The sequence below is a fragment of the Leminorella grimontii genome (assembly GCF_039789245.1).
Lineage (GTDB): Bacteria > Pseudomonadota > Gammaproteobacteria > Enterobacterales > Enterobacteriaceae > Leminorella > Leminorella grimontii.
Window position 1 is genome coordinate 2,096,543 of sequence record NZ_CP146357.1, and the last position, 15,660, is coordinate 2,112,202.

General features: G+C 47.2%; 8 protein-coding genes. 5 read left to right on the forward strand and 3 right to left on the reverse strand.

Annotation, left to right across the window (positions count from 1 at the left end):
• Positions 1-69 precede the first annotated feature (69 nt).
• Positions 70-2,250, reverse strand: coding sequence for a peptidase domain-containing ABC transporter (locus tag V8L73_RS09840; RefSeq protein WP_071783241.1), 2,181 nt, complete (start codon positions 2,248-2,250; stop codon positions 70-72).
• Between the two features lie 21 nt (positions 2,251-2,271).
• Positions 2,272-3,357, reverse strand: coding sequence for an HlyD family secretion protein (locus tag V8L73_RS09845; RefSeq protein ID WP_161624100.1), 1,086 nt, complete (start codon positions 3,355-3,357; stop codon positions 2,272-2,274).
• A 1,038-nt stretch (positions 3,358-4,395) separates the two neighbouring features.
• Here V8L73_RS09845 and V8L73_RS09850 point away from each other — a divergent pair.
• The 5 genes from V8L73_RS09850 (at position 4,396) to V8L73_RS09870 (ending at position 14,081) form a co-directional block, all read left to right on the forward strand.
• Positions 4,396-7,998, forward strand: coding sequence for an Ig-like domain-containing protein (locus V8L73_RS09850; RefSeq protein ID WP_347254754.1), 3,603 nt, complete (start codon positions 4,396-4,398; stop codon positions 7,996-7,998).
• Between the two features lie 111 nt (positions 7,999-8,109).
• On the forward strand, positions 8,110-10,203 hold the full coding sequence (locus V8L73_RS09855; RefSeq protein WP_261830919.1) for a type I secretion system permease/ATPase: 2,094 nt from the start codon (positions 8,110-8,112) through the stop codon (positions 10,201-10,203).
• A 41-nt stretch (positions 10,204-10,244) separates the two neighbouring features.
• Positions 10,245-11,459: an HlyD family type I secretion periplasmic adaptor subunit gene (locus V8L73_RS09860; RefSeq protein ID WP_027273139.1), complete on the forward strand. Its 1,215-nt coding sequence runs from the start codon at positions 10,245-10,247 to the stop codon at positions 11,457-11,459.
• Positions 11,460-13,025, forward strand: coding sequence for a TolC family protein (locus V8L73_RS09865; RefSeq protein WP_027273138.1), 1,566 nt, complete (start codon positions 11,460-11,462; stop codon positions 13,023-13,025).
• A gap of 444 nt (positions 13,026-13,469) precedes the next feature.
• Entirely contained in the window at positions 13,470-14,081 is a 612-nt protein-coding gene (locus tag V8L73_RS09870; RefSeq protein WP_027273137.1) for a response regulator transcription factor, read from the forward strand.
• An 860-nt stretch (positions 14,082-14,941) separates the two neighbouring features.
• Here the strand turns inward: V8L73_RS09870 and V8L73_RS09875 are convergent.
• The gene (locus tag V8L73_RS09875; RefSeq protein WP_027273136.1) at positions 14,942-15,604 is read right to left on the reverse strand and encodes a DUF3313 domain-containing protein; all 663 of its coding nucleotides are present in this window, start codon (positions 15,602-15,604) and stop codon (positions 14,942-14,944) included.
• Positions 15,605-15,660: the final 56 nt, after the last annotated feature.

A 15,660-nucleotide genomic window follows, 5' to 3' on the forward strand; every position in this document is an offset into this window, starting at 1 on the left:
GAGCCTGCGTGGCAGACACCGATTGTTACGACAAAACAGGTTAATGCCGTAAACACTCGTTCATTCATCCTAGATTTCCTCCTCGGTAACTGGCTCTGTTGTGGGTTTGGGGCTCTCCGGCTGACCAAAAAGCTGGGCGGGAGTGAGTTGCTGAGTTGACATGCCGTTTTCAATAACAATGATTCGGTCGACAGAGGCTAGCGTCTGCGGGCGATGGGCAATCACCAGACGCGTGATCTTCAGCCGGGAAACGGCGGCATTAACCACCTGCTCCAGCTGAACGTCTAAATGGCTGGTAGCTTCATCCAGAATCAGAAGCTGAGGGCTCTTATAGAGCGCTCTGGCTAGCAGGATCCGCTGCTTTTGCCCTCCGGAAAGCGCAACGCCCATATCGCCGACCAGCGTGTTGTACTGCATCGGCATCTGTTCAATATCCTGATGGATAGCCGCCATCAGCGCGCACTTCACGACGCGTTCCCTGTCGATATCGCGATCGAAAAAGGTGATGTTGTCCATAATTGAGCCAGCAAACAGCACGTCGTCTTGCAGCACCGTCGCGCTAAACCGCCGCAGCCCGGCCGGCGTCAGCTTTTTAAGGCTTGTGCCATCAATCAGGATGTCGCCGCTGCAGGGCGTCAGGCTGCCGCACAGCAGCTGGCTTAGCGTGGTTTTACCTCCACCAGACGGGCCTGCCAGCGCGACGCACTCTCCGGGTTCAATGACGAAGGACACGTCCTTAATAACCATGGGTTCGCTATCGGCGTAGCGGAAGCTGACGTTTTTGAACTCAATTTTGGGCGGCCGGGACTGCTGCGTCTCAGAAACCGGTTCAATAGCGTCTTCAGGGGCGGTAAGAACGATATCGGCCAGGCGCTCGGTTTGGATGCTCAGCATCTTCAACTCGAAGAACTTGTCGATAAGGCTGCTTATGCGCTGGCTGAACTGGGTTTTATAGGAGGTAAAGGCCATAAGAACGCCGACCGTAAAGGTCTGGTCCATAACCATCATGGCCCCCAGCCCCAAGACCACCAGGTTTTCTACGCCAAACAGCAGTCCGTTAAGCTGCTGGTAATAAATTTGCAGCTTCTGCACCCGCACGCCGGCGTTAATCTGGCGAATAAGCAGCCCCATCCAGTCTGCGGTTCTCTCCTGCTGGCGTTCAAACAGCTTGATGGTTCTTACGCCGCGCACCGTCTCCAGAAAGTGGCTTTGCTGCTTGGCGCCGTGGACGATTTGCTCCTCCGACGCCATGCGCAGCGGCCGGTACCATAGGATGCGTCCGATGACGTAAAGCATCATGGTAATCAGACAAATGGTCGCCAGCAGAGGGCTATAGATATACATCATCACCAGCGTGACGATGGTCATTAGCCCATCGAGAATAGCGACGAAGAAGGAAGACGACAGCGTGGACTGAATGGAATCAACGGCGCCAAAACGGGAAACGATGTCGCCCAGATGGCGCTTCTCAAAGTAGCTGATGGGTAAACGCATCAGGTGACGAAACACGCTGTCGCGCCACTGTACGCTGATCGAGGTCGAAATATACATCATGACCCAGGCGCGTACGGCTGAAGTAAACTGTTGCACCAGCATCATAACGCCAAAGCCGACAAGCAGCGTAACCAACAGATTTTTATCGTTAGAGACGATAACGTAGTCGATGGTCCACTGTGTAAACAGCGGTGAAACAATGCTGAATAATTCAATCCCCAACGCCAGTATTAACACCTGGATAAAGCTGCTTTTAAGCCCAGTGATTTTCCCTATCAAATCGCGAAAGCGAACGTGACGACGCTGTTCCTGCGGCTTAAATCCTTCATCCGGCCAGAGCTCTATCGCCACGCCGGTAAACGATGAAGAAACTTCAGACAGCGTTAACTGACGGGCGCCGGTCGCGGGATCGTGAATTACGCACCGATTTCCTTTGACTGACTTTAGCACCACAAAATGGGAGAAATCCCAGTGCAAAATGCAGGGAAGTTTCAGCTTAGGAAGCTCGTCGAGCTCTAAGCGCAAAGAGCGGCTGTTCAGGTTTAACTGTTTAGAAATGCCTATAAGCTGGCTTAGATTGATCCCTTTTTGAGAAATACTGAACTTACCGCGTAGCGTCGCTAAATCGGTATTGTAACTATGGTAGCCGGCAATCATTGCCAGACAGGCCAGTCCGCATTCGGCAGACTCCGTTTGGATCACGACAGGCAGCCGATGGCTGGTCAGCCCAAAATTTATTTTTTTAACAAAACTCATCCTTCAATTCGCCCCTTAACCTCAGTCGCTTGCCTTTTGCGTAATGCTAAACAGTGGCTCCAATACCCATTCATAAACCTTGCGCTTGTCCAACGTGATGTCTGCTTCCAGTTCCATTCCTGGCTGAAGCGCTTTCTTTTGGCCATAAGCAAAGACGGTTTGGCTCTCAGGCTTAACCGTAATTTGATAAAACGAAGGTTCATTGGACGTAAGTGACGTAGCCTGAATTTCATGCTGTGTCAGCGTCACTTTAGAAACAGAAACCACCCGGCCTCTATACTGGCCAAACTTCTGGTAAGGGTATGACTGGTAGCGCAACCAGACTTCCGCCCCCTCCTGAATAAAGCCGACCGCTTTGCTGGGCGCATAGAGATGAACCTGCAGCATCGAGTTTTCAGGAATAATGCTGACCATCGGTTTGCTGCTTTCAACAAACTGCCCTACCTGCGCGACGGCGGCCGTCACCGTCCCTGATTGAGGAGCCTGAATAACGATCTCGCGCTTGGCTTCGCTTTCGGCCAGCTCCTGTTTGGCGCTGGAAATGTTTCGTTCGAGCTGTCCCTGCTGTTTTTCAAACTTCAGCAGCAGCCCATCCAGCTCAGATTGACGACCGGCCAGTTCCTTTTCGGTGTTGAGCTTTTCTCTTTCATAGCTGCTTAGCGCGCTCTGCTGTTGCAGAACCTCTTCTTTCACTCGCTCATACTGTTCCAGAGAAATGTATTCTTTCTGATAAATCTGCTGATATTGCTGCTGACGGCGCTGAACCAGCCCCAGAATACGTCGCTGATTGACGATTTGTTTATTTAGCGCATCAATCTGGCTATTTAACTTCTCGATGTAACTTTCAAGCAGAGACTTTTCCGCTGAGAACTGTTCCTGATTTTTATTCAGCTCATCGTTAAGTGAATCCAACCTTGCCTGAATCTGCGTGCTTATCGTTTGCTGAGTGCCGAGCGCGTTAGCGCCTTCTCTTTCGCTTGAAATAACATACAGCGCATCGCCCTGTTTGACCCTGTCGCCTTCCTTAACCTTTTTCTCAATAACGATGCCGTATTGTTGACTATAAACTTTAATAACGCCCTTATCGGGGACAAGCTGCCCCGTCACCGTTTGTTTTCTGGTATATGAAAACAAAATGCAAAACAATATAACCAGTGCTATAACCGCACAGATAAAAAAAGTAAAAAAACGCAGAGATAAAGGCGTACTTAATATTACGCTCCCTAGCCATTTCTGCCTTTCTGCCTGAAGCGCCTCCTGGCGAAACAGTCCCATATGTTTCCCATCCTTTATAAAATGAATAAACCCCAAAAAATCGCCAGTACATTCTTAATATTAGATAAGAATAAAACTTAGCTTTACTTATGATTAATTTCCCACGGGAAGATATTCTCACCCTACACTAGAATGAAGAAATTTAAAAACACAAAATCAATAACCATCAAGCTGGCGTAATAATAGAAAATCCCTTCAGAACAATAGAATGAACGTTTAATTATTAGCCATTATTTATTACATTCTTAAACTATCAAGCGATATAATATTTACGCATAAAAAATTTTATATAACAACGTGTATTATTTGGATGATTTTAAGGCATTACCGGCCTATATACCCTATTTAAGACATCACTCCCAGCGCCGACGCCTTACCAATCCTCAAAGTTTCTTATTATATGCTACAATGCTTCAAACCTCCTGTCGCGGCTGAATCCCCTCTACTAAAGTACACTGCAAAACGGTGGAATTTAGCAAATGCTAAAAGATTATTTATAAAAATAATAAGGACATGTTGAGATTAAAAAGAGATTTATAAAAAAAGTAACACCAAAAATAAATATTGACTTATTTGCACATAAAAATCGGCTTTACTACCGCCCTTTAAATTTGCATTAACATCTTTTTTTGATAGATTAACTTCACCGAAAAAACCAGCATTAACCATATGAGGAGGATAGTAAGGTTAATTAAAAAGTAGTTAATAAACACACCCAATTAAATTACTCATATATTTATTTAGTAGAAAAAACTGGTTTTCAAGCGCACAGGATCCTCAGCATTGAAAGTCGGTTTTATACCTCAATTATAGGTTATGGATATGAAACTATACATACAACAAGCAGGGCAAGCTGTACAAGAGGTTTCGTTGAGTTCTTCAACGAATATTCACGCAACGCCGGGAACCCGACTGTTTATTGAAGGAAATAACGGTCACGTTTCTCATATGGCTCGTAACGGATCAGGACTTATTATTAACACCAGCGATGGCAATGTCGTTACGGTTGATAATTTTTTCGGCCCCGCCGACCAAGGGCTAAGCTCTCTGACAATTGAAAATACGCCTGAATCAGGTTTGCCGGAAAAGCAGATCGTTCTGGGCGATGAGCGCGTCTATAACGACGGCGCTGAAGTTGTTGCCTATACCCCTGAGCAACTTAAAGACATTATTTCAGGCTGGGACTACTATGAAGTCCGCGGCGAAGAAGCGGCTGCGGCTGGTGACGATGACAATACCGGTCTGTTCGTTGCATTGGGCCTTGGCGCCGCAGGCGTAGCCGGTCTTATCGCATGGGCAGCAAATGATGACGATGATGATAACGATCACTCATCTTCTAACCCTGCGCCTACGCCAGATCCCAGTGAGGTAACCGATCCGACGACGCTGACGCTGAACCGTTCTAACGGTTCCAGCCTGTCCGGTACCTGCGACGCTAAAAACGCTACCGTTTATATCGACGTTAACAGCGACGGCCACCACGATTTCGCGACTAAAACCGACGCAAACGGAAACTGGTCCTTCACGCCGGCTACGCCGATTGCCGACGGTGCAACCGTGACCGTATGGGTAGTAAACAGCAAGGGCGAAAAAATTCCTGTCTCTACTCAAATTGACGCCACGGCGCCAGAAGCAGAGAGCATCGTTGTATCTCAGGATCTGAACGTCATTAGCGGCAAAACTGAACCCGGCGCCAAGGTTAAGCTTGACGTTGACGGCGACGGTAAAGCCGACTATGAAGTGACTGCCGATGAAAACGGCAACTACAAGATTACGCTGAATGAAGGCCAGACATTAGTTCCCGGCACGAGCGTTATCAGCCTGGCGGACGATCTTGGCAACACGGCCAGCGTCACGCTTCCCGGTTCACACAAAGCATCCGTACTGGGTATGGGCGAAGACGGCCAGTCAATGGATCTGACCGCTACGACCGACGTAACCTCTCCAACTATTCATGGCCGCGGCGTTCCCGGTTCAACCGTGAACCTGTTGGACGGCGGTAAAGTCATCGGCACGGCCGAAGTTGACGCTAAAGGCAACTGGTCAATCAAGGTTGAGAATCTGGACGCAGGTAAGCACAACTTTGACGTACAGACCGTTGTAGGTACAAAAGTAACGGAGTCAGGTAAAGACGTATCCGTGACGTACGAGCAGAAGGCTTACGACATGTCTGTCGCTAATTCAGACGTTCGTGAGATCGAAACTGACGGTACGATCGACGCACCGATTTCTATTACTCGCGCTCTGCCGAACGGCGGCTACCTGGTAGCTTATCCGGAAGCGGAATCTGCAGGTTCAAAATACTACGACATCAAAATCAAGATCTTCGATGCTGCGGGTAATTTGACCAATACCTTAACGCTGGGCGATAAAAACGTTGCCGACGGCTACAGCAAAGAAAGCGCGCAGAAGTTCCTGTCCAACTTCGACGTTGCCGTTTCTCCGACCGACGGCGCGATCACCGTACTGTACGCCAAGAATGATACGGCCGGCAGCTATACGGGCCACGACGTTGTTTATGAGCGCTTTACCGCTGAAGGCTCGCCTATCACCAGCGGCCCGCAGATGGTCTCCGCCCATAACGACCTCGGTGGCGCTAACGGCATTTTGAAGGAATGGCTGCCGGACGGCATCGCGGATCAAGTTACTGGCTTCCTGTCCAGTATCGTTAATCCGATCGCCGACTTCCTAACTAATGCGCTCAAGACGCTCGACTTCCTGAACGTTCTGCCGAATACCGACTTTAAAGCGCTGGTCGACGGTCTGGTCAACACCCTGCCGAACCATATCCTTTCAGCGATTATCGGTCAGGGAGCAATGAGCTCCTCTATCGTTCAGATGCCTGATGGCAGCGTCGTATTTACCGGTACGCATACGCGTGAATTCCTGGACCTGGAAAATCTGAATGACAATTTGGATATCTCCGGCCTCGTTCGCGACCTTTGCAAAGCGCTGGGCCTGTCCGGCATTCCGATTATCGGTCAGCTGATTGATACCGTAACGGAGCTGGTACTGACCTGGATTAAGGAACCCATCAAGTCGATTGAAGACTTTTTCCTGAAGCTCATCGATACCGATGCGTTTGAACTTGGTTCACACCTGTACAGCTATCGCTATGCGGAAGACGCCAACGGTAATCTGGTTAAGGTCAGCAGCAACATTGAGACGCCGACCGACACTAACTTCGGCGGCTTCCTTGATGAAAACGGCTATATCACCACTAATAACGGCGTGTTTGACACTGTCGTCAACTTCCTGTTTGGCACTAACCCTGGCAGCGATACCGAAGGCCTTGCCGGCGCCGGTATTGGCAACAACCAGTATGCGGTCGTATGGCAGCAGGGTTGCAAAGACTGGTCTCTGGACAAGCTGTTAAGCAGCAGCCCGGTAGATCTGAAGCTGTCCGTCGTTGACTTCAAAACGGGTAAGATCGTTCTTGACGGGGCAAAAATCAATACCAATGCGCCTGCCGGCTCTACCGACATCGCGCCTAAGATTGTTGCTCTGGATGACGGTACGTTCCTGGTTTCTTGGGTTCGCGCAACCAAGGGCGACGGCGGCGACGTTATGGTTCAGCGCTTTGAAGTGTTGAACGATCAGCTGCATCCGCTGAGCGACGCTATCGTAGCTAATCAGTCTACCGATGGCACTCAGGGCCTGATGCCGAACACGCTGACCGGCGCTTACGACATTTCCGTTCTGGAAAACGGCAACTACGTTGTCACTTGGGCATCTAACGCTAACGGCGAATCGCACGTTATGGCCCGCGTGTATGACGCTAGCGGCGCACCTGTGACCGGTGAGCTGGTGGTTGATAAAGGCGTTGACGATGAAGGCACCTGTTCTCTGCCTTCCGTCACGTCGCTGGCCGACGGCGGCTTCGCGGTAACCTGGTCTGAAGTCTCCAACGGTGACAGCAACCTGTATAGCCGCACCTACAACGGCGACGGTACTTCTCGCTATCAGGGCGACAACGGCGACGTTAGCAAGCCGGGTGAATTCATTGAGGGTAACTACCACTCAGCCGAAGGCACCGCGGGTAATGACGTTATCGATGGCCGCAACGGCGTAAGCAATGTTAACGCAGGTGACGGCGACGATCGCATTCTGGTCGACTCTCACAAGTTCAGCGCGATTAACGGCGGCGACGGCTTTGATACTGTGGTATTCCACGATCAAAGCGGCACCACTATCGGTTCTGACGTTCTGAGCAAGCTGCACAGCATTGAGCAGATCGACCTGAACTCAACTTCCGCTCTGCAATTGGACGTTAGCTATAACGATCTGATCAAACTTAACGACGACAAGAAGCTGTTCATCAACGGCACGTCCGACGATAAGGTCGATCTGGATCTGACCAGCTGGAGCAACGTTGCAACCGCTAACAAAGGCGGCGTTGAGTACAACCTGTATGTCTACGACAAAGACGAAGACGCACAGATTTGGGTACAGAACGGCGTTAGCGTTATTTAATAACTCTCTAAGGGGCGAGCTCTCGCCCCTTTTATTACTTAATCACTATTAATCGGATAGTTATTAATTAATAACCTTTATATTAAAGATAAAATGTCTCAAGGATAGATTATGGGTTTTTCACCGTGGAGTGAATGCGTAACAATTATTGCCAAAGAGCTGGGAATTAGCGTTACACCAAACAACTTGCAGCACATTATCCAGAACGGCGGAAGCCACGATGAGATAATGGAAAACATGATAAATTACATAGGATTAAACCACAAAAAAACTAATGAAAAACTGGAAAGAATCCCCAAGCTTCTGTTTCCGGTTTTCGTGCCGTTAAATAACGATCAGGCCGTCGTCATTTATAGTATAAATGAAAATAAAACCGCAACTCTTTCCTTTAATATATCTCCTGATATAAAAACCCAGGTCGACTTAGAACAGCTCGAATCTATGCGAGAGGGTCCGGCTTGGCTTATTTATCACAAAGAGCGAGTTGAAGATAAGCGAATAGATGATTTTCTTAAACCTTATAAAGAAAACTGGCTATTCAATTTGATAAAAAAAGATCTCAAATTTTATGGACAAATTGCGCTGGGTGCCCTGTTCGGCAACATTCTGGCGCTTTCCAGCGCCCTTTTCTCCATGCAGATATATGACCGCGTCATTCCCGCACAGTCCTACAATACGCTTTGGGTATTATTTATCGGCGTTGTCGTTGCGCTACTCATGGACATGATGCTGAGGCTTGCCCGCAGCCACTTGGCCGACGCGATTGGTAAGAAAACGGATCTTTTTATGTCGGGAATGTTCTTTTCACGCGCGCTGCGCATGAAGAACGATGCCAGACCCAATTCTACCGGCGCCTTTGTTGCTCAGCTCAGAGAAATCGAACATATCCGAGAGCTGTTGACGTCTACGACGGTCGTCGCCATGGTGGATATGCCCTTCATTCTGATATTCATCGGCGTTATTGCCTTTATCGGCGGTCCTTTAGCCTTTGCGCCACTGCTGGCTATTCCTCTTGTCATTATACCGGGATTAATCGCCCAGTGGCCGCTTGCGCGCCTGTCGCAACAGGGGATCCGCGAAAGCGCCATTCGTAACGCCATGCTGGTAGAAACCGTCGAAGGCCTGGAAGACATTAAGATCATGCAGTCCGAAGATCGCTTCTTGCGTACCTGGAACGGCTGTAACGCGACAACGGCGCAAATCTCTCTTGAACAGCGTCATTGGGGCAGCCTGATTACCAACTGGTGCCAGTTCGTTCAGCAGCTGGTCTACATCAGCGTTATCGCTATTGGCGTCTATCTGGTTATTGAAAATGACATTACCACCGGTACGCTTATCGCCTGTTCCATCCTTTCCAGCCGCACAGTTGCGCCCCTTGGCCAGCTGGCTCAGGTATTAACCCGCTGGCAGCATGCCAAAATGGCAAAAACCGGATTAGACGAATTTTTGAAAAAGCCGCTGGACCAGAAACCGTTTAGCGAAACGCTCCATACTGATGCAATCCGTGGTCATTTCAGTCTGAAAAACGTTAAGTATCGCTTTAATCCTGAAGCGCCGATGGCGCTGGATATCGGCGGGCTGGAAATCAGTCCTGGAGAAAAAGTCGCCGTTCTCGGTTCTATTGGCGCGGGTAAATCAACGCTGCTGCGACTGATTTCAGGCATCGCCGAAACGACCGAAGGGGAGCTGCTGCTTGACGGTCTGACGATGAAGGACATCAGCAACAACGACGTTCGCCGGGATATTGCCTACCTTCCGCAAAGCGCCCAGCTCTTTCACGGCACGATCCGAGACAATCTGATCATGGGCAAGCCCCAAACGTCATTAGAAAAAATTGTCGAAGCGCTCAATATTGCCGGCGCCGCCAGCCTGCTAAAAACGGGCCAGGGGCTAGAGCTCTCTATAGCAGAAGGTGGACGAGGGCTCTCCGGAGGCCAGAAACAAACGCTTTTGCTGGCCAGAACGCTGCTCCGAGACTCCCCTATCCTGCTTTTGGACGAACCGACGGCCAATATGGATGAAACTCTAGAAAATCATGTCGTTAGCGCTCTGAGCGAACACATTAAGGACAAAACGTTTGTTGTCGTTACGCACCGGCACGCACCGCTAAGGCTGGTAGACCGGATTATCGTTATGAGCCAGGGAAGCGTCGTTCTCGACGGGCCGCGAGATGCGGTATTACAAAGGCTGAAGGCAGCGAACTAGCAGAGATTATAAAAATGAGACTTTTTAAGAAAAATCAAGACATGGCTGAGATTGGCGATGCTCAAACCAGTAAAAACGCGAATATCATTTGGTTCATTCTATCAACATGTCTGGTTTTGCTCATTTGGGCCTATTTTGCCGAACTTGATGAAGTCACACACGGTCAGGGAACCGTCATTACCTGGAACCGTTCTCAGGTCATTCAGGCCAGAGACGGCGGCGTCATTCGAGAGTTGATGGTTCGTGAAGGCGATATAGTGGAAGCCAATCAGCAGTTGGCCATTCTAGACTCAACTCGCTTTAAGGCCGGATACGATGAAGTCGGCGCCAAGGTAAAGGCATTAGCCGTCAGCATTGCGCGCTTAACGGCCGAGATTAAAGATGAAAAGGCACAGCCGGACTTTATCGCTTTTCTGCGCAGCTATGCCAGTGAGTCCAACGATAAAAAGCTCAGCGACGAGGAGTTATTAAACGAACACAAGGTGCTTATCGATCACGAAATGTCGCTATTGGTATCGCGCCGCAGAAGCCTGGAAGAAAACGTCTCCGGCCTGCAAAGAAGCCTGAAGTTAACTAACAATGAGCTGGGATTAATCCGCCCTCTCGTTGCAAAAGGCGCAGTGGGCCAGGTTGAAGAGCTTCGCCTGAGAAAAGAAGAAAACGATTTGAAAAATCGCATTACTGAAGCGCGTAACCATTACTTTGAACAGGCTAAAGAAGAGCTGGTGAAAAAGAAAAACGAGCTGGATTCCATCTATTTCCAACTGCTGCAAAGAAAAGATCAGTTGGCCAGCACGATCATCACATCGCCCGTAAAAGGCATTGTTAAAGACGTTCAGGTGACGACGGTTGGCGGTGTGCTTGAACCCGGAGGCAAGCTGATGGAGGTTGTTCCTTCAGAAGATCAGCTGTTGATTGAGGTAAAAATTAACCCTCGCGACATCGCGTTTATTCATCCTCACCAGAAAGCGATCGTGAAGATAAGCGCCTATGAATCCTCTATTTATGGAACGATGGATGCAGCAGTTGAACGCATTTCGCCAGATACCATTCAGGATCAGGTACGTCGCGAACAGTACTACTACAAGGTGTTTGTTCGTACAGAGCGAGCGGCCCTGGAAACCAAAGACGGAAAGCTGCACGAAATCGTCCCGGGAATGTTAGCGACCGTCGACATTAAAACCGGACAGAAGAGCGTTTTTGACTATTTGCTTAAACCATTGAATAAAGCCAAAGAAGCACTGAGGGAAAGATAAGTGATCAACTATAACAGGATTATGCTATGCCTTGTGCTAGCAGGTATTACCACCCTTTCCGTGCCGTCGAATGCACAAACGCTAAAGAACTCGCTGCAAGAAGCGATAAATCGTTCACCTACGATTAAATATCACAAGGGCAAGGTAGCCTCAGCGGACAGCTCTATCGGTGAAGCCCGCAGCGGGTGGCTCCCCAACGTGTCGGTCAATACGGGAAATGAGCTTACCAATACAAACAGCAACAACAGTAATGACGATGGAAAAACCTATTCTGTGAAGGTTGAGCAAAATCTGTTTGATTTTGGGCGTACCGGAGATCGGGTTGATTATGCAAAATACAATAAGTCGACCGAAGTATATAGCGCTTATGACGAAGCAGAGGTGCTGTCATCTAAAGTTGCGGAAGTTTATTTAAATATTATTAAGTTTCAGCAGATAATCGATATTACCAATAAAAATAAGGCCGAACACCTTAACATACTCCATCTTGCTCAAGCGAGAGCTGACGGCGGTGTTGACAGTTTGGGTGACGTTGAGCAGGTTGAAGTTCGTATTAAGGGGCTGGAAGCCGATCTTTCCGGCTATGAGGCCCAGCTTAAGGCTGCGCAAGAAGACTATTACATTTTAGTTGGCAAGCGCCCTTCCGAGCTTATTGATCCAGACTTAACGGCTATCAAAAATAAGCTGACCGGACACATGCGCGAGAGAATATCAGAATCTCCTCGTATCCAGGCCATGCGCGCAACTAAAGACGCCGCTTCGGCAGAATACGCCTACACGAGCAAAAGCTGGATGCCGGCATTAAGCGTTTCGGTTTCACAAGGGAAGACAACGACCTATGGTGAGAACGATACGCTGGTCATGCTAAACGTTAATAGCAACATTTTTGACGGCGGCGGCGCCATTTACCGCAGCCGCGGCGCTGCCCAGCGCGTAGAAAGCGCACGTTGGAATATTGAAAAATCCATTGAGGATCTATCAACAAAGATTTCTCAAATGTATCAGGATGCGCTGAGTCAGGAACGGCAAATTGATATTTATTCTCAACGCATTACTCACTCATTGGAAGTTAAAAGCCTTTATCACGAACAATACAAAGTTAACCGTCGCTCCGTTTTAGATCTTTTGAACGCGGAACAAGAACTGTTCCAGACGATGAGCAACAAAGTCAGCTCAGAATTTAACTTCAAGATCCTGCTTGTCCGAATTTTTTCTGAACTTGGACAAATAAATAGCGCGTTCAATATAAATGTTGATTTTAAAGAAAATAATGATAATAACTTCATTGTTGATATTATTGGATTTGGCGATAATTCATCTGAAGGATCTGAAAAAGAGGCGGATGAAAATACATCAGTAGACGCTTCACTTATTGCGTCTTCAGTGAACAAGTCAAGCGAAGAAGAAAAGGTGGAAGCCAAGGAATTACCTATCAAAGAGATAGTGGATAAAAATATAAATTCCACGTCAAATATCAGTGTACAATCCCCTCCCGATGCCACAACCCCGGCATTGCGGGAAATCGAGGACCCACTGGCGCTCATTGGCGTTCAGATTAAAAAATAATTATATACAGGATTTCTAGATAAATAATAGTTGATTTAGCTTACATTCAGAAAATATATAATATTAAGTTTCAATAGGCACTGTCTTTGCCCTCAAGAAAGGCAGTGCCAATTTAGCCCAGAAGGGAAAAAATCACAGTTAACCTTGGCATTTTAAAGTATAAAGGCTAATTAAACAGAACCAAACTTGGTCTACAAAATGTGTAGCCACTTGGATAATAAGATCGCAAATCGGCACTGATAATGACAAAAAGGATATTTTTATAAAAAATATATAAGAATGAGATTTCTTATCGTTACTTATATCAAAATGGAATTAAGCAATTATATTTCTATTAACATTTTAACATCTAACACCAGATAGGAAGTGGATTTTCTACTTACGGCATATGTGATAAAAGGACACTTCTTAACTCTTATACTAAACATAGGATAGGCGCTTGAAATGGATAAAGAAAAAATAAAGACCTTGATCGTAGACAACAATAAGTTTGTATGTTTTGCGATCAGTGAGATATTAAAAAACACTGATTTTCTTGACATCGTCGGTGCGATTCATTCGACATCCGGTATTGTTGATATGATTAAAGAGCAAGACATTCAACTCGTTTTGATCAATATTGACTTAATTAATAGCGATAAGGAAAAGCTGGTAAAAGAGATTCAGGGTGAAAGTGCCTCAACCAAGCTCATTGGCCTCACCTCTGAAAGCTCAAACCTGGACATTATCAACTCGCTGGAAGCCCCTATCGATGGGATTATTGATAAAACCCATGATATAGAATCACTTACATTAGTTTCCCGATTAGTAATGAACGGTTTTCAGTGTATTCCTAAGACCAAGCTTTACCATAGCAAAACCAGTAAAACGGCGTCATTAACTAATCGTGAAAGAGAAATACTGCAATTCATTACTCAAGGATTATCAAACAAGGACATTGCGGAAAAACTAAACATCAGCAGCAAGACCGTTAGCGTTCATCGTTATAACATTATGTTTAAATTAGAAATAAAGAACTCTTTGGACTTATTCAAGCTGGGACGCTTTTCCGGATAATCAAAGGCCCGCTTATGGAAAAGCGGGCTTCATAAGCTCACTGGCCAGCCACAGGCCTATTTCATGAATAGGGCTGTTCTTACGCCACGCTTAGCCGAGCATTAGGCAACCCCCCTTTTCCCGTTCGGTAAGTGAACGGGGAAGCTTGCATCCCCCATTAGAAGCGCCTCCTCAAGCAGTAACGATAGCTCTCGGAGCCGGTCACCTATGAGCCTCTTGCTCTTGTCCTGCTCATAGGCTTTTTTATCAATAACCCAATTGCTTATGGGAACATTCTGTCTATCGCACTGACTTCAAGCGGCGTTGTGAGTGGTGCGAGAAAAAGAGTAAAGAGGACTGCCAAAACGCTCGCTTTTTTTGCCAGCGCTTTGGCGCATCAAGGAATAGATTAAGGTAGGTACATAACAAAAAGCGTCGAATAAAACATGAGCAGGACAAAACCCGTAACGGCAAACAGTACTTTCATAATCGCCTCCTCCACCAATAGACACATTAAGTATGCATCAAAAGCGTTTCAATTAAAAACATAAAAACCATAAACGCCATAATGCTTTCACTATTAAGACTAGGAGAGGAATGAAGAAATGTCACTAAAATGTAAATTAAATGTTTAATAAAAGTTTATTTCAAAACAAAAGCGACTGCCCAGTTTGAGATCTTTTTCTATAAATCATTTTTTAATGGAATTTAACGGAAGTATATTCATATTTCTCGATATTAACTGCGATTAAAACCGTATGATAAAAATGACCTATTAGTGTTATTGATCCAGGCTCTCAATCAAAACGCCCTCTGTTTAGCTATAAAAAAACGCCGCAGCAGCGGCGTTTTTCACAAGAAACAGTATGATAGCAAAGAAATCAATCTTGATAACGAACGATATCGGTCGCCATATCGCTAACTATTTGCTGTAAATCTCCAACGGTGACCTTTTGCTTATCGTTGCTTAACTCTTTTCCGAAGCCTTTACGCACAACCTCAAACACCGTTTTTCCCGTTTTGGCGTCAACCAGCTCGCCCTCAAACATTAATACGGTATCTTCATCGCGCTCCCCGGTTGCGGCCATAGTGCCAGCGATGACCAGAGCAACGGGGATCACTTCATAGAAATGTAGCCCTTGGGTTGGTGCGCTAACGCCGGTAATCGCGCCGCGGAATACCAAAGTATTCGGCGTTTGCTTGTTGTCGACTAAGTGCAGGCGCTGGCCCAGCGCAGTCTTGACGCGCTGGTTAGTAAAGCTGAGGATCTGGTCTAAAGTTTGCTGAGAAATTTGCTCATTGGGTTGAGGCGCCGGATGGAACACAATCGGCTCATAGTAGATATTTTGGTAATTATTCATCTTCAGCGCAGGGTCAACCCAGCGCAGTACGGTCTGCCCCGTTGGGCTTTCCGCTTTGTGCAGCTTAGAATAATCAGATAAAAAACCGGAGTACTCATTAGAATCTGCAACTTTTGACGTACACCCCCCTAATAAAAAAGCGCCAAGAACGACCGCCGCAGACAGATGCTTTATCGCCAACATAGTTAACCCCTATTGTCCCATCGTTAGTAAACAGTATCGCCAGTTCCCCGCATTCA

Coding starts and splice junctions, on each gene's coding strand:
- V8L73_RS09840 (WP_071783241.1), bottom strand. CDS start 2,250: ATGAGTTTTGTTAAAAAAATAAATTTTGGGCTGACCAGCCATCGGCTG.
- V8L73_RS09855 (WP_261830919.1), top strand. CDS start 8,110: ATGGGTTTTTCACCGTGGAGTGAATGCGTAACAATTATTGCCAAAGAG.
- V8L73_RS09860 (WP_027273139.1), top strand. CDS start 10,245: ATGGCTGAGATTGGCGATGCTCAAACCAGTAAAAACGCGAATATCATT.
- V8L73_RS09870 (WP_027273137.1), top strand. CDS start 13,470: ATGGATAAAGAAAAAATAAAGACCTTGATCGTAGACAACAATAAGTTT.
- V8L73_RS09875 (WP_027273136.1), bottom strand. CDS start 15,604: ATGTTGGCGATAAAGCATCTGTCTGCGGCGGTCGTTCTTGGCGCTTTT.